Below are 21,446 nucleotides of genomic sequence, written 5' to 3'. Positions count from 1 at the left end.
GGCGATGACGGACGGGGTGACCATCGGCCAGGCAGCCGCGTTCGCCGGCATCACGATCAAAACGATGCGGCACTACCACAAGGTCGGCCTGGTCGACGAGCCCGCGCGCGACAGCTCGGGCTACCGGCGATACGGCTCGGCCGAGCTGTTGCGGCTGGTGCAGGTCCGGACGTTGGCCGCCGCCGGGATGCCGCTGGCCGACATCGGCCCGCTGCTCGACTCCGACGCCGCGTCGTTCGCCGCCGCCCTCGTCGACGTCGAGCAGCACCTCACCGAGCGGATCGCCGAGCTGACCGAGCGCCGGGACACGCTCCACCGGCTCGCCTCCGGCGACCGGACCCTGCTGCCCGACCGCGCCGTGGCCATGCTGGAGGGAATGCCCACCCTCGGCTTCACCCCCTACGATGTGCAGACCGCCGGGAGTCCTTCGTGCTCGCCAAGGCCCTGGTCCCCGAAGGTTTCGACGAACACCTCACCGACATCGAACACGCTCTGCAAGACCCGCGCTTCGTCGAACTGACCAGGCGCACCGTCGAGCTGGCCGGCTGGGAGCCCGACGACCCTCGCGTCGCCGAACTGGCTGCCGACCTCGCCGAGCACTACCTCGCCAACCGAGCGCAGCTGAGTATCGTGACCGGCCTGCAAGCGCGCACCGAAGCCGCGACCCGGTACCGGCTGGTCGCCCACCACCGCGAACAGCGCGAATCGGCAGCGGCCCGGCTGACGGCGCTCCTCGAAGCCCGACTCCTCGCCGCCGGCGTCCACATCCCCAGGCCAGGCGCGCGCTGAACCCTCACCCGATGTTCTGCGCGATCATCGGGCTTCCCGGGTACTGGCGCAGGTCAGTGGCGGCCGAGCAGACGCTTGACCTGCTCGAGCCGCCGCTTCACGCCCCACTCCGCGACACGGAAGAAGGCCTCGCGCATGATGTCGCCGCTCATCTTCGACTGGCCGATCTCGCGGTCGGTGAAGGTGATGGGGACCTCGACGATGTCGAAGCCCGCGTCGGCGGTGCGGCGGGTGAGGTCGATCTGGAAGCAGTAGCCGTGGGAGGCGATCTCGTCGAGCTCGAGCTTCTCCAGCACCGGGCGGCGGTAGGCGCGGAAGCCGGCCGTCATGTCGGAGACCTTGAGGCCCAGCGCGATGCGCGAGTACAGGTTCGCGCCGCGCGAGAGCAGCTGCCGGCTCAGCGGCCAGTTGACTGTGCTGCCGCCGGGTACGTAGCGCGAGCCGATGGACAGGTCGGTGTCCGCGACGGCGTCCAGGATCCGCGGCAGGTCCTCCGGGGCGTGCGAGCCGTCGGCGTCCATCTCGACGAACGTGGCGTAGCCCTGCGCCAGGCCCCAGCGGAACCCGGCGATGTAGGCCTTGCCCAGCCCGGCCTTCTCCCTGCGGTGGAGCACGTGGACGCGCTCGTCGGCGGCGGCCCGCTCGTCGGCGAGCTCACCAGTGCCGTCCGGGCTGCCGTCGTCGACGACGAGCGCGTGGACGTCCGGGAGTGCCTTGTGGAGCCGGTCCAGAACCGGGCCCAGGTTCTCCCGCTCGTTGTAGGTCGGGATCACCACCAGCACCGGCTCGATTCCTTCGGCCCCCCGCGGCGCCTGCGCCATCCGTCTCCTCCGAATCCGGCGGTTCAGCCCGCCGCGTCCCCTGATGTCGTGCCGGCGCTCGCGCGCCGAGTGCGAAAACGGAGTACGAACCCGCCGGCGACACCGGCGATCGCCAGTGCCAGCAGTCCGTACTCCGTCCACGCACCGAGTCGATCCGACAGCGTAGTCTGCGTCCGCAACGGCATGCGGCCGACCAGGGCGTCTGCGGTGAAAAGGCCGGTTGAGCTGGTGATCGTCCCGTCCGGGGCCACCAGGGCGCTCACGCCGGACGTCGCGGAGACCACAACAGCCCGGCTGTGCTCGACCGCGCGCAGCCGCGACATCGCCAGCTGCTGGTAGCTCATCTCCCCCGGCCCGTACCACGCGTTGTTGGTGGGCACGACGAGCAGTTCGCCGCCGTCGGCGGTCGCTTCGCGCGCGGGGTAGTCGAACGCGGTCTCGTAGCAGATGAACACGCCGACCTTGGTGCCCGCGACCGACAGGGCCGCGTTGCTGCCGTCGCCCGTGCGCATGTCGGCGGTGTCGTCGACGAACGGGGTGACCAGCCGCGCGATGTCGCGGGCGGGCACGTACTCGCCGAAGGGCACGAGCTGCTGCTTGGCGTAGCGCTGGCCCTGCCCGGTCTTCGGGTCCCACACGATCGCGGAGTTCTGGGCGGTGCCGTCGGGCAGCCGGTAGAGCGCGCCGATGATGGCGGGCACCCCGTAGGAGTTCACCATCTGGTCCACGGCCGGGTCGTCGCCGTCGACCGCGGTGGCGGTCTCGGGCCACACGAGCAGGTCGGGCTTGGGCACCTTGCCCGCTTGGATCTGCCCGAGCAGCTTCGCGCTCTCGGCGAGGTGGTTCTGGCGCAGCACGTCCCGCTGCCCTTCGAGCGCGATGCCGATGTCGGGCGCGTTGCCCTGCACGGCGGCAACGGTCAGCGAGCCGTCCTGTGCGCCGGTGGCGACCGTCGGCCACACGGCGAGCCCGGCGACGACCGGCAGGAACGTGAGCACCAGGGGCGCGATGAGCCGGCGGTCACGCAGCTTGCGCTGTTCCCACCAGCGGGCGGCCAGGGCGGCGAGTCCGAAGCCGCTGAGCACCACGGCGAGCCCGACGAGCGGCGCGCCGCCCACCGAGGCCAGCGACAGGTACGCACCTTCGGGCTGGCTGAACGCGACGCGGCCCCACGGGAAGCCGCCGAGCGGGAACCACGCCCGCGGCGTCTCCAGCGCGACGAACACCAGCGCCCCCCACAGCGGCGCGAGCGGCAGCCGGGACACGACGCGGATCAAGACCCCGGCGAGTCCGAAGTAGAGCGACAGCGCGCACGACAGGCCCAGCCACGGCCACGGCCCGAACTCGCGGCCGAGGAAGTCCTGCAGCCACACCAGCAACGCGAGGAAGAACGCCACGCCGTAGACGAAGCCGTAGCCGAACGCGCCGCGCAGCGACCGTCCACGAAGGACGAGCGCGAAGCCGGCGAACGCGATCGGCGCGAGCCACCACAGCGGTCTCGGCGCGAAGCTGAGGTAGTACAGGTAGCCCGTGGCGCCGGCGGCGACGAGCCGGACCAGCCACGCGCGGGAGAACCGCGGTCGTTTCCGCCGCTTGGAGGTCGTTTCGTGCGGAGCGCCCGGTTCGGGGTCCGCGACAGTCACTGCCACGCCCCGAACTCTAGGAGGCGGAGGTGAACTGGTCGTAGATGACCGTGCCCCCGCGCACCGTCCGCAGGCACTTCGGCAGCGGCGCGCCCGGGTCGAGGCGCGGCAGCGGCGGCACCCCGGAGCGCGGATCGGTGGACCAGCGCTGCACGCGGCTGTCGGCCGTGGCGACGACGAGGTCGGTCGCGTCCCAGATCGCGTAGTGCGCCGGCGCACCGGGCACGAGGCTGCCGGTCACCCCGTCGTTGACGCCGGCGGCGCGATGGCCCGCACGGGTGTGGGCGGTGAAGGCGGCGCGCGCCGAGAGCCGGGCGGCCGGAGTGTGGTGGTGCACGGCCGCGCGGACGGCGGCCCACGGGTCGAGTGCCGTCACCGGGGAGTCGGAGCCGAAGGCGAGCACCACCCCCTCGGCGGCCAGGGCGGCGAACGGGTTGAGCCCGGCGGCGCGGTCGGTGCCGAGGCGCTCGGCGTACATGCCCGCGTCGCCGCCCCAGGCGTCGTCGAACAGCGGCTGCGCCGAGGCGACCACTCCCCAGCCGGCGAGGGCGCGGGCTTGGTCGGCGGTGACCATCTCCAGGTGCTCGAGCCGGTGGTGGCGGGCGGCGAGCGCGCGCTGGCCCACCTCCTTCTCGGCGAGCCGGAAGCCTTCGACGACCTCCGCGACGGCCGCGTCGCCGATCACGTGGAACCCGGCCTGCAGCCCGGCCTCGGTGCACGCGGCGAGGTGCTCGCCGATGCCGGCGGCGTCGGCGTAGAGGGCGCCGGAGGTGCCCGGCTCGTCGGCGTACGGGCTGCTCAGCGCGGCGGTGTGGGAGCCGAGCGCGCCGTCGACGAACAGGTCGCCGGCCACGCCGTGCGCACCGAGGGTGCGGGCGGTGTCGAGGCCGCCGAGCTCGCCCCAGTAGCCGACGACCTCGGGCAGGCCGGGTTCGGCGGCGAGGGTGAGCAGTCCCGTGAAGTCGTCCTGGCCGGCGATGTCCGGGCCGCCGCACTCGTGCACGCCGACGATCCCGCGCGCGGCGGCCTCGGCGAGGAACGCGCGCTGCGCTGCGGTGCGCTGCTGCGGGGTGATCGCGGCGCGCGCGGCCGCGCGGACCTTGTGGTGGGCGTCGCGGGTGAGCGGTCCGTCGGCGGAGAAGCCTTCGCCGACGCGGGCTTCGGGGGCGAGGTCGATCAACGCGGTGGACACGAGCGCGGAGTGCACGTCGACGCGGCTGAGGTACACCGGCGTCGGGCCGGCGGCGGCGTCGAGCTCGGCGCGGCTGGGCAGGCGCGGGTCGGTCCAGGCCGACTCGTCCCAGCCGTGCGCGAGCAGCACCCGGCCCGGGGCGGTGGCGACGGTGGTGCGGACGGCGGCCAGCAGCTCGCCGGCGCCGCGCACGCGTGTGAGGTCGAGACCGGTCAGGTGCAGGCCGGTGGCGGTGGCGTGCACGTGGGCGTCGACGAACGCGGGGGCGACGAACGCGCCGTCGAGGTCGACCACCATCGCGTCCGGGTGCAGCGCGCGGGCGGGGGCGTCCTGGCCCACCCAGACCACGGTGCCGCCGGAGACGGCGAGCGCCGTCGCGTCGGGGGAAGACGGGGTGTAGATCCTGCCGCCGAGCAGGAGCGTCGTGCTGTCGTTCGTCACGGTGTCGAGTCTCCCCCGCGTCCCGTCCGCCGACCGCCCGGGGTCGGTTTTCCTCACTCCGCGTGAACACGATTTCGCCCCTATGAGCCAGGTCACCTGAACGGGCAGGCGGATCGGCACGTGCTTGGTCCGTGAGGGAGCGCCGCCGCCAGGTGGCCGCCGAAGGGGACGCGCGGTGCGGGTGACCGGCCGGGCGGGAGACAGGGGACTTCGATGCACCAGATCGTCGCGAGCCCGGTGACCGGGCTCATCCAGGCCGAAGACATCACCGACCTCGTCGCCGTGACCGAAGGCGAGGTGCTGCTGCCGGGCGAGCACGGGTACGCCGCCGAGTGCGCCGCCTTCAACTTCAACAACCCGCTCGAACCCGCGCTCGTCGTCGCCGCGGCGTCGGCAGCCGACGTGCAGAACGCCGTCCGGTTCGCGCGGCGCCGATCACTGCCCGTAGCGATCAAGGCCACGGCTCACCAGGTCGCGGTTCCGGCGCACGGCGCGGTGCTGATCACCACGAGCGGAATGACCGGCGTGACCGTCGACCCGCGCCGGCGCACCGCCCGCGTCGAGGCCGGTGCCCGCTGGCAGCAGGTCCTCGACGCCGCCGCCGAGCACGGGCTGGCACCGCTGGCCGGGTCCGCGCCGGGCGTCGGCGTCGTCGGCTACACGCTCGGCGGCGGCCTCAGCCCCGTGATCGGGCGGACCCGCGGCTACGCCGCCGACCACGTGCGGCTCATCGAAGTCGTGACCGCCGACGGCGCGCACCGGACCGTGACGGCCGAGACCGAGCGCGACCTGTTCTGGGCGCTGCGCGGCGGCAAGGGCAACTTCGGCGTGGTCACCGCGCTCGAATTCGACCTGTTCCCCGTGACCCGCTTCTACGGCGGCGGCCTCTACTACGCGGGCGAGGACCTCGCCGCGGTGCTGCACGCGTGGCGCCAGTGGGTGCCGCTGCTGCCGGAGGAGGCCACGACGTCGGTGATGGTGCAGCGGCTGCCGCCGGTACCCGAACTACCCGACGTGCTGCGCGGCGCGTTCGTGGTGCACCTGCGCTTCGCCCACCTCGGCTCGCCCGCCGACGCCGAACGGCTCCTCGCGCCACTGCGCGACGTCGCCCCGGTGCTGCTGGACCTGGTGGAGGACAAGCCGTTCAGCGCGATCGGCGAGATCCACCTCGACCCGGCCGACCCGCTCCCGTACTACGACCGCACCACCAGCCTGCGCGAGGTCACCGCCGAGACGATCGACACGCTCGTCGAGCTCACCGGACCGGACTCGGACTGTCCGCTGCTGGGTGTCGAGCTGCGTGCCCTGGGCGGCGCGCTGGACCGCGAGCCCGCGGCGCCGAACGCGGTGCCCGTGCGCGGGGTGCCGTTTCTGCTGTTCGCGCTCGGCGTCGGCGGCCCCGAACGCGCCGGGCAGCTGCGCGTGGCCCTCGACAACGTTGTCGGTGCGCTGGAGCCGTGGTCGGCCGAGCGGCAGTCGCCGAACTTCCTCTCGGTCGACGAGGGCTCGTCGGCCGCCGCGGTGCGCGCGATCTACGGGCCGGAGCGCTACGACCGGCTCGCCGCGGTGAAGCACGTCTACGACCCGGGCAACCTGTTCCGCGTGAACCACAACATCCGTCCGGCCGCCTGAGAACGCGTGCCGCAGCGGCCTCGACCGCTGCGGCACGAACAGTCACCGTGCAAGAAGATTTACGTCGTGAGAACGTTATGGCAGGATAATTTAACGCGTTCCCGACGAATTGAAGCACGAATGACTGGAGTACAGATGACTGCGATCCAGGAACCTGTGCCGCCTGCCGCCCACGACCAGCCGTACGAGTACGCCCGCACCGAGCTGGTGGAACCGGACTGGCGCCGCTTCCCCGGCTGGCACGACGTGACCGACGCGGAGTGGCGCGACGCCCAGTGGCAGCGGGTGCATTGCGTGCGCAATGTCAAGCAGCTGCGCGCGCTGATGGGTGATCTGCTCGAGGAGCGGTTCTACGAGGACCTGCTCGCCGACCAGCGGGAAATGGCCACGATGTCGATGCTGCTGCCCCCGCAGATGCTCAACACGATGGCCGCCTCCGCCGGCAGCGACCCGGTGAAGGTCACCGAGGCGTTCTACGCCGACCCGATCCGCCGCTACATGCTGCCCGTGCGCAGCGACCGCGACCTCGCGTGGCCCAGCCACCCGCACTCGGAGCGCGACTCGCTGCACGAGGCGGAGATGTGGGTCGCCGAGGGCCTCACGCACCGGTACCCGACCAAGGTGCTCGCGGAGATGATCTCGACGTGCCCCCAGTACTGCGGGCACTGCACGCGCATGGACCTCGTCGGGAACTCGACCGAGCAGGTCGAGAAGCACAAGCTCACGCTCAAGCCGGTCGACCGCCAGGACGCGATGATCGACTACCTCAAGCGCACCCCGGGCGTGCGTGACGTCGTGGTCTCCGGCGGGGATGTGGCCAACGTGCCGTGGCCGCAGCTCGAGTCGTTCCTCATGCGCCTGATGGACATCGAGACCGTCCGCGACATCCGCCTCGCCACCAAGGCACTCGCGGCGCTGCCGCAGCACTGGCTGCAGCCGAAGGTGACCGAAGGCCTCGAGCGCGTCGCCGTCACCGCCCAGCGGCGTGGGGTGAACCTCGCCATCCACACGCACGTCAACCACGCGCAGTCCGTGACGCCCCTGGTCGCCGAAGCCGCGCGGACGGCGTTGGAGGTCGGCGTGCGCGACGTGCGCAACCAGGGCGTGCTCATGCGCGGCGTCAACGCCACCCCCGCCGCACTGCTGGACCTGTGCCTCGCCCTGCAGGGCGAGGCGAACATCCTGCCGTACTACTTCTACATGTGCGACATGATCCCCAACGCCGAACACTGGCGCGTCGCCGTGTGGGAAGCCCAGGAACTGCAGCACGCGATCATGGGCTACCTGCCGGGGTATGCGACCCCGCGCATCGTGTGCGACGTGCCCTACGTCGGCAAGCGCTGGGTCCACCAGCTCGCCGACTACGACCGCGAGCGCGGCATCTCCTACTGGACGAAGAACTACCGCACCGGCATCGAGCACGCGGACCCGGAAGCGTTGCAGCGGCAGTATCCGTACTACGACCCGATTTCCACGCTGCCGGAGAGCGGGCGGAAGTGGTGGGCTGAGCAGAACGGCTGAGTTCTCCACGTTCTCGGAACCAGGTGAGCCCTGACCGCCCGAAATCGGGACTCACCTGGTTTCTCGGAAACCACCTGAAAAATCACACGTCTGCGCCCTTGCGCGTCATCGACGGCGACGAATGCCGACCGGTGAATCAACACGTTGCCGTACAGACAGACCCCGGCACCGCCAATACGCTCCCCCACGCGGCACGTTCACGCTCGGGGAGGGCAACGACATGCTCGATGCCAAGCAGCACCAGGGCAAGTTCGGAGAGGACTACGTCCGGGTGCTCGCCTCGGCCGCCGGGTTGCTCGTGCTGAAAGAAGATCTCGACGTCGACGGTATCGATCTCGGATTCCGTGCCACCGGGCAGTACGGAAAAGTCTTCTCGCCCACCATCGAGGCACAGATCAAGACATGGTCGGCCCCGCGGCAATCGTCGGGGAACTTGATCTACCGTGGCCTCAGCGAATGGCAATTCAACAAGCTCGCCGGACCCGACTTCTCGATCCCCCGGTTCCTCTTCGTGATCTGCGTCCCGTCCGACAGTGCCTCCTACGCCGCGTCCCTGACGGAGGGCGTGCTGTTACGCCACCTCGGCTACTTCGTCTCCCTGCACGCCGAACAGCCGATCGCGAACCCCGACAAGCACAAGAAACGCCCGGTCAAGGTTCCCACCGCCAACGTGCTGACCGCCACCACGCTGCGCCGGCTCACCGAGACTCGATCGGTCTGGTGAGCCACAGGTGCCAACGCCGCTGAACGTCGCCGACATCATCAGCTACCTCGCCCAGACGGGCTGGGAAGAACAGGATCCGCACGACCTGCGGGGAACGAGCACCTGGCACCACCCCGACGACTTCGAGGTATCAGTGCCCATCCGCGACGGCATGGGCGACGGCGAACGCAGGGTCCGCGAGATCCTCAGGTGCCTGGCGGAGGTGGAAGACCGCCCGATACCCGACGTCACGCAGGAAATCTCCCGTCCCGACCTGGACAAGCAGCTCTTCCGCACCTTCCCGGCCGAACACGACTCCGGTTATACCTCACTGGAATCCGGTCTTCAGGCGGTGAAGGGCGTACGTGACCTTCTCGCGACGGCGGCCCGGACAGCGCTGCAGGGACCGCACTTTGCGTTCGCCGGGCGGTCACCTGCCGCAGTCGGTGATCTCGTGCGGGCCGCGGAACTCGGGCCTGCCAGGGCGGGCAGCTACGTCATCGAAGTCCGGTTGGCGGCGAACGCGACGGCCCGGGCAACGCCGGAGGAGCAGTTTGACGGGCGAATGGTGCTCGTACAACTCCACGAAGCTGTCGCGGCGGCCCAGACCGCCGTGCTGACCGACCGGCCGGCCGCCTTCGACGAAGCCGTCACCGCCGGCGTCTCAGCCGATCTGTGCACCGCGTTGAGCGGCCTGTCCGGTTCCGGCGGCGAACCGTTCGAAGTCACGTTCCGGTGGGCTCGCGCTCGGCCTCACGACGCACCGACGTCGGCGCTGGCATTCCCCGCTCACGCGGAACCACTGTTGAAGGCGGCGGCAGCCAGGTTGCGCGGACTCAACGCGTCCGGCCCGGCCTCGGTCGCCGGGACCATCAGCGGGCTGCACGACGACGATGCCGGCGGCGACCGGTGGCGCATCAAGGTGGCCGGCACCCTGCGAACCGAACACGACCGCCAGTCACCCCGGAAATCGGTTTGGGTCCGTCTGCCCGACCAGAACACCTACGACCGCGCGATCGCCGCTCATCGCGAGCACCGCCAGGTCAGCGTGTCCGGCGAACTGTCCAGCACGACCGGCCGGGTGGAGCTGGTACCCGGCCGGGACCTCGAGATCTGAACCGATCCGAATCCGGAGGACGACCGTGGCAACCGAGATGACCGTACGCGACCAGGTTTCGCTGTTCACGCTGATGATGGTGGCGCGGCCGGTGACGAACCGGGAGCTGCGCGACCTCGCCGGCCTCGAGATCACCGCGGCCGTCCGCGCGCGGGCCAATCAGGAAGTCGAACTCATTTCGACCACGAAGCGCGGGGCGGTCAACACTCATCGGCTCACGGCAGAGGGCCGAAGCTGGTGTGAGTCGGCGCTCGCGGCCGGCCGCCCGGACGGTGCGAAGTTCCCCGCGGGCGCCCTCTACGCCGCGATGGAGACCGTCGGGCAATTCCTCGCGCGATCGGACATCAAGTTCGGCGAGTTCTTCAAGCCCGATCTCGAGGGCTGGATCCGCGCGGTGTACACGGAGCTGACGGTGCGCCGACCGCCGGGGAGCTGGGTCAAGCTATCGACGGTCCGCCCCTGGCTCGAAAACATCCCAAGGGAGGTGGTCGATGCCGAGCTCGATCGGATGATCGAGCAGCCCGACGTGCGGCTGATGGCCGAACTGAACCGGAAGTCGCTGACCGACGAGGAGAACGACGCAGCGGTTGACATCGGAGGACAGGCACGTCACCTGCTGAAGATCGAGGCAGAGTGAACGGGGAGCTGGAAGCCCTCAGCCGGCTGCACCTCGGCACGGCGCCGACGCAGGACGAGGTGTGGGACTCGGTCTCGCCATACCATGTCGAAAGCCTCCACCCCCACGTATCACGGCGGCTCCTCGCGGCGATGGCCGTAGTCAGCGACGATCGCGCTCCGACCGCGGCCGTGATCCAGGGCGAAACCGGGGCCGGGAAGACCCACCTGCTCAGCTGGACCCGTGAGGAGATCCAGAGCCGAGGCGGGTTCTTCTTCTACATCAAGCTCGTGAACGGCCACGACTTCTGGCGCAGCGCCACGGGCAGCCTGGTCGACAGCCTCTACCGCAAAGACGAGGGAGGACAGGAGCAACTGCTGCACCTGCTGCGCGAACTTTCGCGAGCGGCGGGGCTCGATGACGCGACGTGTGGCGCCGTCACTGGCGAACGCGACGTGACGCCTGCCGACCTCGACACCTTCATCGGTGGGATCCGCCGGCTGGACCGGCAAGTGGGCAACGAGGCTCGCGACACCGCTCGCGCGCTGGCACTGGTCGCTGCCGCACGGGACGATGCCGTGGCGGCCGGCACCTCGTACTTTGCGCTCAACGATGACGAGCTGGGCCAGCGCGCCGTGTGGGGTTTGCCTTCCGGCGCGACCCCGGCCCAGCGTGTGCTGCGCGATCTGACCCGGCTGTTCGCCCTCGTCGGCCCGTTGGTCTTCGCGTTTGACCAGCTCGACAACCTCGTGGCCGTGTCCGAGAGTTCGTCGCTCACCACGCCTTCGTCGGGCGAGCGCCGGGCCGCCAGGCGCCTGAGCGGGGACATCGCCGACGGGCTGATGGACCTTCGGGAAGAGACCCGCCGCACGCTGATGGTTGTCGCCTGCCAGCCGGACACCTGGCACAAGATCTCTCAAGCGGCCATGGGCTCGGCGCTGGACCGGTTCGATCTCCTTCCGGAACTCGGGGCGATCCCGGACAATGCAACGGCCGCCGCGATCGTCGCGAGCCGTCTGCGCGAGACCTACGCGTCGACTGGGTTCACCCCGCCGTGCCCGACTTTCCCAATCACCACGACCGCACTCGCGGAAGCGCCGCGGCGCTATACGGTCCGCCGGCTCCTGCAACGGGTGGCCCAGCACGTCAAGTCCTGCCTGGATTCCGGGCACGTGGTCGAACTGACCACGCTGAGTGACACGAAGGCGGCCGCCACTACGGTCAGCATCGCATCGGTCAGCGAGGACCGTTCCGGAGACGAAGCGCTTACCGAGCGGTTCGAGGCGCTGCGGAGCGAGGCGGATCCGGAGATGCCGCTCGACAAGGCAACCGAAGACCGGCTCATGCCTGGCCTGGTGAGCGCGGGGCTCAAGTGCTTGATGACCGAATTCGCGGTGGACGAATCCCGGTTTGTGGTCGAGGCCGGCTTCGGGCGCAGGGCCGCGCTGCACGCACAGTTGCGGCTCGTCCTCGACGAGGCAATCGAGAACGACGTCCGGTGGTCCTTCCGTGGCGTAGCCACAGGCAACGCTCTCTCCGCGCAGTCGCAGATGCGCAACGCGATGACCGAGGCCGGGCTCGAGCCAGGTGTGGTGAGCCGGCACCTGTCGCTGTTGCGCAACACCCGCTATCCATCGGGCCGCAAGACCGGGGAAATCAAGGCCGATTTCGAAGCCCGAGGGGGCCGGTCCGTCCCGATCAGCGGTGACGATCTGCGGACGTTGGCGGCATTGCGGCGGATGCTCGACGAGGGCATGCCGGGCTTCGGCGGATGGCTGCGACGGACACGGCCCGCCTCCCGGACCGAGGTGTTCTCCTCGCTCGTCGCCCAACTGCACCAGTATCTCGGCGATCCCGGCGGCACAATGAATCCGGAGGAGCCTCTCGAGGAGTCAGCTTCTCGGCATGCCGAGGACTTCGCGCCGACCATCACGTTCGGCACGAGCCGGCGAGGTGGTCGGTTCTTCGACGCTTCTCTGGAGCAGCTCCGGATGCACACAGTGGTGATCGGCGCTGCCGGTTCGGGGAAGACCGTGCTGCTGAAGCGGATCGTGGAGCAGTGTGCGCTGCGCGGCGTTTCGAGCATCGTCCTTGATCCGAACGACGATCTCGCCCGGCTCGGCGATCCCTGGCCGACATCGCCGCCGGCGTGGCACGAAGGCCAGGCTGCCGAAGCGGAGCGGTACTTCTCCAGCACCGAGGTGGTCGTGTGGACACCGGGCCTCATCCGTGGCCATCCGCTGTTCTTCAACCCCCTGCCCGACTTCGGTCCGGTCCTCGACGACGCGGACGACTTCAGAGGGCTGCTCACCTCGACGGTGAACACCCTCGCACCGCACGTCGGCATCCGCGGCGCCTCTGCCCGGGCCACCCAGCAGCGGGGCGTCCTGCGCCGCGCCCTCGTCCACTACGCCCGTGAGGGCGGACGAAACTTGAGGGGCCTCGTGGAACTGCTTGCCGAACCGCCGAGTGACATGGTGAACGCGCGGACCCGCAAGCTGGCCGACAGTATGGCGGACACACCCTCGAAGCCGCGCTCGACACGGACCCGCTCCTCGACGACTCGGGCCGGTCCGTCGACCCGGGTGTCCTCCTGACGCCGTCGCCGGGCAACCGGGCTCGGGTTTCGGTGATCAGCTTCGCCGGGCTGTCGGGCGACGCACCGACACAGTTCGTCAACCGCCTGCAGGCCGCCTTGTTCTCGTGGTTCAAGGCACACCCCGCCACGGGCGGCACGCTGGGCGGCCTGCTGATTCTCGACGAGGCGCAGAATTTCGTGCCGTCCGGTGCGTCCAACCCCAGCACTGACAGCACGGTGGACCTGATCCGTCAGGTCCGGAAGTATGGTCTGGGAATCGTGCTCGCGTCCCAAGCGCCGAAGGGAATCCACAACCAGGCGTTGGGGAACACGGCCAACCAGTTCGTCGGCAGGGTCACGGCGGCCGCCCAGGTGGAGGCCGTCAAGGCGATGGCAGCCGCGCGGAACTCGATCATCGGTGAGCCCGGTTCCCTCAGCCGCGGCAGCTTCTACGCCGCTGGCGAGGGAACCGCTTATGTCCGGATCGACGTACCCCTCTGCCTCAGCCACCACGACGGACCGCTGACCGAGGACGAGGTTGTCGAGCGTGCACGTCGCGCGCCCGACAACCTCTGAGTCCCGTCAGGCTCGGGTCACGGACGCGGATCCAGCCACCACCGCGCCTTGTAGATCTGCCCACCGTGCAGCTCCAGAGCGTGCTGCGGCCGGTACAGGTCCACCGTGTCGGTGCACCAGGGGCAGGCGTTGCCCGGCTGGATGGCCGAGGTCACGACCTGCCCGGTGACCGGGGCGTCGCCGATGCTCTTGACGTCGGGGCGGTCGATGGTGGCCTGGCCGGCGAAGTCCTTGGTGAACGTGTGGGCCGAGAGCGAGTACTGGAACACGCCAGCGACGGTGGTGACCCACAGGCGGTCGGCGTTGCCGCGGACCGGGTAGACGTCGTGGCCGTAGGAGGTGGGGCCGGCGGGCAGGGGCGTGTCCACGACCTTGCCCAGCGTCGGGGCCGCCGGGGTGCCGGCGACGTCGAGTCCGACGAGGTCGCCGTTGCCGACGGCCCAGAGCAGGCGCGTGGTGGGGTCGTAGTAGACGCCGTGGGCGCCGGGCAGGTCGAACTGGGCGTAGGTGGTGGAGCGGTTGCCCTGCGAAGCGGTGTAGACGCGGACGAAACCGCCGTTGCTGGCGGTCACCGCGACGTTCCCGTCGGGCAGCAGCTCGGCGCTGTGCGGGTTGTTCGAAGCGCCGACGTTCGCGGCCCAGTAGGAGCCGGTGCCCTGCGGGTAGGACACGACCGCGGCCAGGCCGTAGGAGTCGGTGGTGAGCAGGTACTGCTGGGTGCCGAGGTGGCGCAGCTGGGCCTCGTCGGGCAGTCCCCACGCGGTGGTCAGGTCCGCGAAGCCGTTGGCCGCCGTCGGTTTCCACGTCCACAGCGTCTTGGCCGCGCCGAAGGCGGCGTCGGTCGCGTCGAGGATGTCGATCTGGTCGAAGCCCTGCTCGGTGATCACGATCGGGGTGCCCGATCCCGCGGGTGCGGCGTCGGCCACCGACGGGACCGCGGCCACCAGTGCCACGACGGCCACCGCGGTTTCCACCATCGCCGCCACCGCCGAGAATCTGCGCATCCGTCCTCCTGGGTTCGCCGCGACCAGCACGCCAGAAGGCGACGCGATCGCCGAGATGGGTGTGACAAACCCACCCGATCATCGCGGGAAGAAGTGGTGTCGCCGCGTGCGCGAACACGGCATGAACACGAAGAGGAAGGTCCGGCTCACCTGTACGAGTGAGATCTCGAGGCCGGGGGACGGCGGGAAGGAAAACACACTCCCCCCGCCACTATCAACTTATAACGCAGCCCGGGGCTTGCGGCAAGACCCGGGTCATGCCGCACAATCGCGATCCTGAAGCTGCGACCTGCGAAAACGCGGCAGAAATGGTGAAGGGGATCTGTGTCGGCCGAGGGGTACGAACAGGAATTGCAGTCCGAGCGCGCGTACGTCGCCGGGCTTTACACGCGGCTCGACGGGGAACGGGCGCGGGTGAAGGGCGAGTACGAGGCGGCGCTGGGGGAAAACGGCGGGACGCCCATGGAGCGCGACGTCCGCGTGCGCGCGCTGGGCAGGGAGGTGCGAAGGCTGGACGTGGTGGACAACGGCCTGTGCTTCGGCCGCCTGGACGCGCTCGACGCCGACGTGTCCTACATCGGCCGCATCGGGTTGTTCGACGAGGAGGACGAGTACCGGCCCGTGCTGCTCGACTGGCGGGCGCCCGCGGCGCGCCCGTTCTACACCGCGACCGGGGCGAACCCGGAGAACGTGCGCCGGCGGCGCCAGTTCCACACGCGCGGGCGGCGGGTCATCGAGTTCACCGACGAGGTGCTCGGCCGGCCTGCCTCCGGCGAGCACAGTGACGCCGACGCCGACGACGCGGCGCTGCTGGCGGCCGTCAACGCGCCGCGCGGCGAGGGCATGCGCGACATCGTGGCGACGATCCAGGCCGAGCAGGACGAGATCATCCGGCTCGACCATCCCGGCGTGCTGGTGATCGAGGGCGGCCCGGGCACCGGGAAGACCGTGGTGGCGCTGCACCGCGTCGCCTACCTGCTCTACACGCAGCGCGAGCGGATGGAACGCCACGGCGCGCTGGTCGTCGGGCCGAACCCGGCGTTCCTGAACCACATCGGGCGCGTGCTGCCGTCGCTGGGCGAGACGGACGTGGTGTTCACGACCACCGGCGGTTTCGTGCCCGGCCTGCACGTGACCGCCGAGGATGGGCCGGAGGCGGCGCGGCTGAAGGGTGAGCTGAAGATCCTCGACGTGCTGGCCGCCGCGATCGCCGACCGGCAGCGGACGCCGGAGGAGCCGGTGCCGATCACGGTCGGCGACGTCACCGTGCGCATCGACGCCGAGACCGCGCAGTGGGCCGTCGAAGAGGCGCGCGCGAGCGGGCTGCCGCACAACGAGGCCCGCGACGTGTTCACCGAGATCGTCACCTACGTGCTCACCGAGCGAGCGATCAACCGCATCGGCCGCGGCTGGCTGGGCCGCGACGACCGCGAGGAACGTGACGACCTCAAGCGCACCCTCGTCAAGGACCTCGCCGGCAACCCGCGGTTCGTCGCCGCCGTCGACGAGCTGTGGCCCATCCTCACGCCGCAAGGCCTGCTGGCGTCGCTCTACGAGTCACCGGAGCGGCTGCGCGCGGCCGGCGCCGACGCGGCGCTGCTGCGTGAAGACGGCGAGGCCTGGACGGTGTCGGACGTGCCGCTGCTCGACGAGCTCGTCGACCTGCTGGGCCGCGACAAGGCCGCCGACGCCCGGGCCGAGCAGGCCGCCGAGCGGGAGCGCAGGACCCAGGCCGCCTACGCTGCCAACGTGCTCGACTCGCTCATCGAACGCGAGGACCTCAACGACGACGTCGGCCTGCTCGCCAAGGACCTGCTCTACGCCGAGGACCTCGCCGACCGGTTCACCGAACGCGACACCCGCGACCTCGTCGAACGCGCCGCCGCCGACCGCGACTGGACCTACCGCCACGTGGTGGTCGACGAGGCCCAGGAACTGTCCGAAATGGACTGGCGCGTGCTGATGCGCCGCTGCCCGGGCCGCTCCTTCACCGTCGTCGGCGACCTCGCGCAACGCCGCTCGGCAGCCGGGGCGACGTCGTGGGCCTCGATGCTGGAGCGCTACGTGAGCGACCGCTGGGTGTACCGCTCCCTCACGGTCAACTACCGCACGCCGGCGGAGATCATGAGCGTCGCGGCCGCGGTGCTCGCCGGGTTCGCCCCGGGGATCCGGCCACCGGAGTCGGTGCGCGCCAACGGGGTCCAGCCGTGGTCCCGGCCCGTCACCGAGGCCGAACTGCCCGCCGCGGTGGAGGAGTTCGCGCGGGAGGAGGCCGGGCGCGAGGGCACCAGCGTCGTCATCGGGCCCGCGGACGTGCCCGGCGCGGTGCCGGCCGCGGAGACGAAGGGGCTGGAGTTCGACTCCGTCCTGGTCGTCGACCCGGACCGCATCCTCGACGACGGCCCCCGCGGCGCCGCCGAGCTGTATGTGGCGCTCACCCGCGCGACGCAGCGCCTCGGCGTCCTGCACCGCGGCCCGTTGCCGGTGGCGCTGACGGGACTCACCGAACTGGCGGCGCCGGCTACGGCAGGACGTCAGCCGTAACCGATGATCAGCCCGGTCCGGTGGGCCGCGCCATCACCTGGTGTGGCCCACCGGCTAGCCAGGTGGACGTGGCGCGGCCTTCGGCGCCGCGATGCGCGCCACCCAGCGGACGATCTCGTTCTCGTCGTTGGTCGGGCCGATCGCACCCGGCTCTTCGACGCGGCGCAGTAGTTGCGGGAGCCGCTGACCGGAGCAGAAGATCACCGGCCCGTGGTAGAGGCCGCGCTCGCGGATGTAGGCCAGGTCGTCGACGCCCCTGAATGGGTCGCCGTCGCGGGTGAAGTCGGAGAGGACGACGTCGGGTTCACCATCACGCAGTGCCGCGGCGAAATCCGAGGTGCGGTCCGTCGCGGTCGTCACGGCGGCCCCGGCGTTCGACAGCCGCTCGATCACCCGGCGGTTGCTGACCGGGTTGTCGTCGATCCACAGCACTCGCAAGCCGGCGAGATCGACGTCGTCGCCGGTCGCCGTCAGGGGTTGCCGCGGTTGTGACCACGGCGCCAAGTACGCCGGCTCCGGCGGGGACAGCGCGGGGCCACCGGTCAGCGGCTTGCGCAGGAGCGGCCGGAACCGGTCCGAATTGACGGGCCCGTCGAGGCTTTCGAGCAGCGCGACGAAGTCGCGGTCCGCGACCAGCAACGGGAACTGGGCCGGCAGCTCGCGTTCCAGCTCGGCAAGCGACTCCGTGAGCGACCGCTGTGCGGGGTCGGGCGGCCGGAGTCGCTTGTCCGTGAACAGTTCCCGCCAGTCGTGGCGATCCTCGGCGTCGCCGTGCCGGACCTGCGCGCGGAACTCGTGGTAGCGCAGGAAGTCCCGGATCGGGTCCGCCTCACGCGGGTTGACCAGAATGCCGTAGAAGGCCGGGTAGAAGTGCTGCAGCAGCACGACCCGGACGAGGTTGGCGACGCCGAGCTCGTCCCACGACCGGTTCAGGTGGTACTCCAGCACGAAACTGTTGATGAGCCGCTTGATCCGCCGCGGGTTCCGCCGGAACGTTCGATGATCACGCTCTTCATCGACTCGTCGAACAGGCCCGCGGTTCGCGACATCTCCAGGTAACCGTCGACGAGCCGCAGCGCCGACGCGGTGCTCGGCGGCGGAATCCGGTAGTTGATCTGGATGATCTTCTCCAGGTACTCGACCGCGCCCGCCGGCTCGTCGTCGGCCGCCGCGCCTTGCACGGCCTTCCACAGCACCGCCTGGTCGCAGGCCAGCACGAACACGACACCCGGCACGTCGAGGTACAGCTTGGTCGCTTCGCACACCTCGACGATGCGCTCGGCCGCACAGCGGTCGAGGTCGTCGACGAACACCACCAACAGGCGGCGGTCGCCCGCTTGCGCACCCTTGGCCAACCAGGCCGCGAACAAGTCGCGCAGCACACCCTTCATCTGGTTGCGGGACCGGGCATCGAGCGAGAGCGCCCGCCAGATCTCGTCGACCAGCCGGCCGAGGCCGAACACGCTGCCCGACACCAGCGCGGCCGCACGCAGCACCCCCAGCAGGTGGGTCCGCCGCTGGATCGACCGCACGGCCCGCCGCACGAGGTTGCGATCGAAGCGCAGTAGCACGGACTTGATCAGGCCTTCGAGCGCGCTGGCCTGCCCCGACGTCCACGCGTTGAACCACACCACCGCTACCGCCGGCTCGGCGGCCAGCGTCGACTCCAGTTCGCGCATCAGGCTGCTCTTGCCCATGCCCCAGGCGGCATCCACGGCGAGCGCGAACGGCGCGGCGTCGCGCGATGCGACGATGAGGTCGGCGAGGCCGCGCGCGACCCGGGTCGTCTCCAGCAGGTCGGCGCCGTCGCCTTCGCGCAGCGGCGCGTCGTTGAGCACCACGAACCGGTCGACGCCCGGGCCGTGCGCGTCGAGGCTGTAGCCGTAGGCGTCGAACGCGGGCGTGGCCATGGCGTCTGTTCTAGACCATCACCTGGCCGCCGTACCACCAACAGGCCGGCCGGCAGCGAATACCCGACCGGCGCGCGTCCGGCCGTTACCGATCCGCCAGCAGCACTCCGACGGCCAGCTCGAAGACCTCCCGCAGCTGCCCGAACAGCGGCGGCCCGGTCGTCGGGTGATCTGGGCCGTGATGGACACCGCCACGCCGCCGCGGCCGTCCGGGGTGGCGGCGGTGAAACTGGGTGTAGCCGAGGGTGTTGCCGGTGTGGCCGTAGACGCGGCCGTAGCGGGTGTCGTAGCGGAAGAGGGCCAGGCCGGCTGCGTTCGTGCCCGGGCCGGAGGGTTCGGAGCCACCCGGGCGGACCGGAACCGGGCGTCGCGGGTCTTGTGGTCGATCAGGTCGCCGCCGACGTAGCCGCGGATGAAGCGCACGAGGTCGGCCGGGGCGGACACCATGCCGCCGGAGGCCCAGCTCCAGCCGGCCGCGACGGCGCTCGTCACGTCTTCGGGCGGGCCCGCGACGGTGGTGTCGTAGCCGTGCAGCGCCGGTTCGGGCAGGTCCGGACCACGCGGGAGGCTCGTATCGCGCAGGCCCAGCGGCTGCAACACGCGCTGCCGGAGCACGTCCTCGTACCGCCGGCCGGTGGCGGCCTCGCACATCAGCGCGACGAGGATGTTGTCGGAGTTCGAATACTCGTAGCGGCTGCCCGGGCGGAACAGCAAATCGGGATCGGTGGCGTACGACAGCAATTCCTGCGGCGGCGGCGGATCGTGCAGATCCGCGACCAGCGTGTCGCGGAACTCGGTGGTGCCGCTGAAATCGGGAATGCCGCTGGTGTGCCCGAGCAGCTGGCGCAACGTCACGGCCGACCACTCGCGGGGCATCCCGCGCGCCGTCCGGCCCACCGTGGTGTCGAGCGACAGCCGGCCGCTGCTCACGAGGGACAGCGCCGTCGCGCCGCTGAACGCCTTGGCCACGCTCGCGACCCGCATGCGGTCACCCGCGCGTGGGTCGCGGCGGGCACCGAGCTGGGGAACTCCGGCCGTGTAGAGGGAAGTGCCCGGCCCGCGGCCGATAGCGACGACGACCGCCGGCGGTCCGTGGGGGCTTTCGTGCAGCCGCCGGATCGCCGCGCGCAGCGAGTCCTCGACGCGGGGGCGCCCGGTGGCTGTGGCGGGGGCGGCTGTCCACACGGGACCGCCCGCCGCGGCGAGGGTGGCTTGGGCGAGAATCGCGCGCCGGGAGATCACCATCGCACCACGGTAACCGCGGGAAATGCGCGGCCCTAACGTTTCTTCGTCGCCCGGAAATCGGCACGGCGGAGAATCGTTCCCTCTTCCCCCGGTGCGCATTCCGCGCGTCCACGCCCCCGGCGGTGAATTACGGGCCGGGCCAGCGGTGCGCTTCCCCGCGCGCCGGCGGCCCGGACACCGCTCACGCCATCTCGGGCACGTTCAGGTGCGCGATGGCGAGGTCGAACTCGCGGACGTCGAGCCGTTCGGCGCCCGCTGCGGCCAGGGTGGCCGCGCGCAACGAATTGGCCTTCTCGGCGGTGCGGCCGAGCGCCTCGGCGCTGTCGTAGCCGATCGAGGCCACGCACCGGCCGCTCGTGCGGTCCACCAGCAGGCTCGCGCTGCAGAACCCGTCGAACTCGGCCAGCCCTGGCAGCGTGGTCATCTTGAACACGTCGATTACGGCGTCCACCTGCTCGGGCGCCACCTTCAGCCACGTGCCCCGCACCGCCGCGCCGGCACCGGAATGGTGATCACGGTGCAGCAGCGCGATCTCCCACTCCTCCACCTGCGGCGGCCCACCGAACATCTCCGCGACCTGCTCCCGCAACACGGTCATGGCCTGCGCGCTCTCGCGCATGAACTCGGCCGAGCGCCACGCCGTGGTCACGATCGTGCGGCTGTCCTCGCGGCCTACGAGCATCGACAGTCCCACGTTGCCCTCGGTGGCCAGCGCCGCGGGCATGACGATGTCGCGCACGTGCGCAACCGCGTCCTCCAGCGACGCCGGCTTCAGCTGGATCGTCGTGGTGCGAGCGAACACGATCCACCTCCCGCCGGTCGTGGCGGCGCCCCGGTGACGCCACCGGTCCTCTCACCCTCCCCCTGGGCGCGGCGGGTCACAACGCCGCGAATTTCACGGCGCACCCGGGTCAGAAAGCGGCGGTGCCGTTCGGCGTGCCGAGACCGGTCGGGCCGTCGTAGCCCGCCGGCGGTGCAGAGATACGAACCCCCACACGAGCCGTTGCTGCCGGAGGTCACATCGAACCGGCCATCGGGGCGCGCCGGCCGTGGCGGAGTTCCCGGCCAGCGCATACACCGCCGCGACGACGGGGGATAAGGGGAAATTCCACAC

At 70.8% G+C, this 21,446-nt stretch carries 18 protein-coding genes; 10 read left to right on the top strand and 8 right to left on the bottom strand.

The annotated features are described in order from the left end of the window. Positions 1–4: 4 nt before the first annotated feature. Together QRX50_RS32690 and QRX50_RS32685 are read left to right on the top strand one after the other, a co-directional pair. On the top strand, positions 5–520 hold the full coding sequence (locus tag QRX50_RS32690) for a MerR family transcriptional regulator (protein WP_285966960.1): 516 nt from the start codon (positions 5–7) through the stop codon (positions 518–520). Beyond that, positions 430–789, top strand: a complete 360-nt coding sequence (locus QRX50_RS32685) for a hypothetical protein (RefSeq protein WP_285966959.1) — start codon at positions 430–432, stop codon at positions 787–789. The genes QRX50_RS32690 and QRX50_RS32685 overlap by 91 nt, the downstream gene beginning before the upstream one ends. A gap of 53 nt (positions 790–842) precedes the next feature. On the opposite strand, the gene QRX50_RS32680 is transcribed toward QRX50_RS32685, so the two are convergent. Genes QRX50_RS32680 through QRX50_RS32670 form a run of 3 tightly spaced genes read right to left on the bottom strand, consistent with a single transcriptional unit; the run spans position 843 to position 4,886 of the window. Further along, positions 843–1,610, bottom strand: a complete 768-nt coding sequence (locus QRX50_RS32680; RefSeq protein WP_285966958.1) for a polyprenol monophosphomannose synthase — start codon at positions 1,608–1,610, stop codon at positions 843–845. Positions 1,611–1,633: 23 nt separating this feature from the next. Then, positions 1,634–3,259 (bottom strand): apolipoprotein N-acyltransferase, encoded by a 1,626-nt coding sequence (lnt, locus tag QRX50_RS32675; RefSeq protein ID WP_285966957.1) that lies wholly within the window; start codon positions 3,257–3,259, stop codon positions 1,634–1,636. A gap of 10 nt (positions 3,260–3,269) precedes the next feature. Then, positions 3,270–4,886 (bottom strand): amidohydrolase, encoded by a 1,617-nt coding sequence (locus QRX50_RS32670; protein ID WP_285966956.1) that lies wholly within the window; start codon positions 4,884–4,886, stop codon positions 3,270–3,272. 213 nt (positions 4,887–5,099) lie between these two features. On the opposite strand from QRX50_RS32670, the gene QRX50_RS32665 reads away from it, so the two are divergent. The 7 genes from QRX50_RS32665 (at position 5,100) to QRX50_RS32635 (ending at position 13,629) form a co-directional block, all read left to right on the top strand. Next, entirely contained in the window at positions 5,100–6,518 is a 1,419-nt protein-coding gene (locus tag QRX50_RS32665) for an FAD-binding oxidoreductase (protein ID WP_285966955.1), read from the top strand. A 135-nt stretch (positions 6,519–6,653) separates the two neighbouring features. After that, entirely contained in the window at positions 6,654–8,039 is a 1,386-nt protein-coding gene (locus tag QRX50_RS32660; protein WP_285966954.1) for a KamA family radical SAM protein, read from the top strand. A 220-nt stretch (positions 8,040–8,259) separates the two neighbouring features. Then, a complete protein-coding gene (locus tag QRX50_RS32655; RefSeq protein ID WP_285966953.1) occupies positions 8,260–8,763 on the top strand; it encodes a DUF4365 domain-containing protein in 504 nt (167 codons plus the stop codon). Between the two features lie 133 nt (positions 8,764–8,896). Beyond that, the gene (locus QRX50_RS32650) at positions 8,897–9,859 is read left to right on the top strand and encodes a hypothetical protein (RefSeq protein WP_285966952.1); all 963 of its coding nucleotides are present in this window, start codon (positions 8,897–8,899) and stop codon (positions 9,857–9,859) included. Between the two features lie 25 nt (positions 9,860–9,884). Further along, entirely contained in the window at positions 9,885–10,496 is a 612-nt protein-coding gene (locus QRX50_RS32645; RefSeq protein WP_285966951.1) for a hypothetical protein, read from the top strand. After that, positions 10,493–13,072, top strand: a complete 2,580-nt coding sequence (locus QRX50_RS32640) for an AAA family ATPase (protein ID WP_285966950.1) — start codon at positions 10,493–10,495, stop codon at positions 13,070–13,072. Before QRX50_RS32645 ends, QRX50_RS32640 begins: the two co-directional genes overlap by 4 nt. Before the next feature lie 32 nt (positions 13,073–13,104). Then, positions 13,105–13,629, top strand: a complete 525-nt coding sequence (locus tag QRX50_RS32635) for an ATP-binding protein (RefSeq protein WP_285966949.1) — start codon at positions 13,105–13,107, stop codon at positions 13,627–13,629. Positions 13,630–13,646: 17 nt separating this feature from the next. On the opposite strand, the gene QRX50_RS32630 is transcribed toward QRX50_RS32635, so the two are convergent. Continuing rightward, the gene (locus QRX50_RS32630) at positions 13,647–14,633 is read right to left on the bottom strand and encodes a DUF6528 family protein (RefSeq protein WP_285966948.1); all 987 of its coding nucleotides are present in this window, start codon (positions 14,631–14,633) and stop codon (positions 13,647–13,649) included. Positions 14,634–14,957: 324 nt separating this feature from the next. On the opposite strand from QRX50_RS32630, the gene helR reads away from it, so the two are divergent. After that, on the top strand, positions 14,958–17,177 hold the full coding sequence (gene helR, locus QRX50_RS32625; RefSeq protein WP_285966947.1) for an RNA polymerase recycling motor ATPase HelR: 2,220 nt from the start codon (positions 14,958–14,960) through the stop codon (positions 17,175–17,177). Between the two features lie 54 nt (positions 17,178–17,231). On the opposite strand, the gene QRX50_RS32620 is transcribed toward helR, so the two are convergent. From QRX50_RS32620 to QRX50_RS32605, 4 genes are all read right to left on the bottom strand, one after another. Beyond that, on the bottom strand, positions 17,232–18,125 hold the full coding sequence (locus QRX50_RS32620; protein ID WP_285966946.1) for a response regulator: 894 nt from the start codon (positions 18,123–18,125) through the stop codon (positions 17,232–17,234). Beyond that, complete coding sequence (locus QRX50_RS32615) at positions 18,107–19,087, bottom strand: KAP family P-loop NTPase fold protein (RefSeq protein WP_285966945.1); 981 nt, start codon at positions 19,085–19,087, stop codon at positions 18,107–18,109. The genes QRX50_RS32620 and QRX50_RS32615 overlap by 19 nt, the downstream gene beginning before the upstream one ends. Before the next feature lie 18 nt (positions 19,088–19,105). Then, positions 19,106–20,332 (bottom strand): serine hydrolase domain-containing protein, encoded by a 1,227-nt coding sequence (locus QRX50_RS32610; protein ID WP_285966944.1) that lies wholly within the window; start codon positions 20,330–20,332, stop codon positions 19,106–19,108. 181 nt (positions 20,333–20,513) lie between these two features. Further along, positions 20,514–21,134: a hypothetical protein gene (locus QRX50_RS32605; protein ID WP_285966943.1), complete on the bottom strand. Its 621-nt coding sequence runs from the start codon at positions 21,132–21,134 to the stop codon at positions 20,514–20,516. Positions 21,135–21,446: the final 312 nt, after the last annotated feature.

The sequence above is a fragment of the Amycolatopsis sp. 2-15 genome (assembly GCF_030285625.1).
Lineage (GTDB): Bacteria > Actinomycetota > Actinomycetes > Mycobacteriales > Pseudonocardiaceae > Amycolatopsis > Amycolatopsis carbonis.
The sequence above is the reverse complement of the archived record's forward strand: the minus strand, read 5'-3'. Positions and strand labels throughout refer to the sequence as shown.

Bases quoted from the DNA above. Each gene is read 5' to 3' on its own strand.
- QRX50_RS32690 (WP_285966960.1), top strand. From the start codon at position 5: ATGACGGACGGGGTGACCATCGGCCAGGCAGCCGCGTTCGCCGGCATC.
- QRX50_RS32680 (WP_285966958.1), bottom strand. From the start codon at position 1,610: ATGGCGCAGGCGCCGCGGGGGGCCGAAGGAATCGAGCCGGTGCTGGTG.
- QRX50_RS32665 (WP_285966955.1), top strand. From the start codon at position 5,100: ATGCACCAGATCGTCGCGAGCCCGGTGACCGGGCTCATCCAGGCCGAA.
- QRX50_RS32660 (WP_285966954.1), top strand. From the start codon at position 6,654: ATGACTGCGATCCAGGAACCTGTGCCGCCTGCCGCCCACGACCAGCCG.
- QRX50_RS32655 (WP_285966953.1), top strand. From the start codon at position 8,260: ATGCTCGATGCCAAGCAGCACCAGGGCAAGTTCGGAGAGGACTACGTC.
- QRX50_RS32630 (WP_285966948.1), bottom strand. From the start codon at position 14,633: ATGCGCAGATTCTCGGCGGTGGCGGCGATGGTGGAAACCGCGGTGGCC.
- QRX50_RS32615 (WP_285966945.1), bottom strand. From the start codon at position 19,087: ATGGCCACGCCCGCGTTCGACGCCTACGGCTACAGCCTCGACGCGCAC.
- QRX50_RS32610 (WP_285966944.1), bottom strand. From the start codon at position 20,332: ATGGTGATCTCCCGGCGCGCGATTCTCGCCCAAGCCACCCTCGCCGCG.